A 587-nucleotide genomic window follows, 5' to 3' on the forward strand; every position below is an offset into this window, starting at 1 on the left:
TTGAACAACCCAATTCACTTAGCGGATCTTATCCCACCCGTTTGTTTCCTGATGAACCAGAGATAAAACGACCTGTCTACGTAAAAGGTTATCAGAAGGGAGATCCAAGTCCAGTACCAATGCCAAGTAATGTAATGAATCAGGTGAGTGTGCTTCTCTAACAATACCTCCAATGCGGTCATCCAACTTGGGAAAAACAGAAACCACAGTGTTTTCGGAATGATTCCTTTTTTTTCTGGAAATTTCAAATTAAATACGACACAAATAGCGGGATAGATGAAATATTCAAAAGAAAAACTGTTTCGTGCTGCATTGGCAAACTCGCGAACAGGGTATTCAATCAGATTGTACTGCACAACTACAAGCCCAAGGAGCCAGGTTTGCACTTGTTTAAACGAGAATATTACGAACGCCTCTCGGATTTTATTGCGGGTGACCGTCAGAATTAAAAGCACACTCATTATAATCCATATACCGATCATTATGGTTCTGTCCAATGTCAAAATAACGTAACACCTCGTTCAAGTAAGATGTGCTCATTATCTCCAGATAGACCAGATATTATTATTGAGCTCTACTGCCCGTTA

General features: G+C 39.9%; 1 protein-coding gene. It reads right to left on the bottom strand.

What is annotated here, in order from left to right; translation table 11 throughout:
* Window positions 1–14: 14 nt before the first annotated feature.
* Window positions 15–482 carry a CBO0543 family protein gene (locus L6I86_RS35860; RefSeq protein WP_338113471.1) on the bottom strand — a complete coding sequence of 156 codons (468 nt, stop codon included), beginning with the start codon at window positions 480–482 and terminating at the stop codon, window positions 15–17.
* Between the last annotated feature and the right edge of the window lie 105 nt (window positions 483–587).

The sequence above is a fragment of the Paenibacillus allorhizoplanae genome (genome assembly GCF_927798215.1).
Lineage (GTDB): Bacteria > Bacillota > Bacilli > Paenibacillales > NBRC-103111 > Paenibacillus_E > Paenibacillus_E allorhizoplanae.

Excerpts from the sequence above, each read along its gene's own strand:
- L6I86_RS35860 (WP_338113471.1), bottom strand. The coding sequence starts at position 482 with ATGATCGGTATATGGATTATAATGAGTGTGCTTTTAATTCTGACGGTC.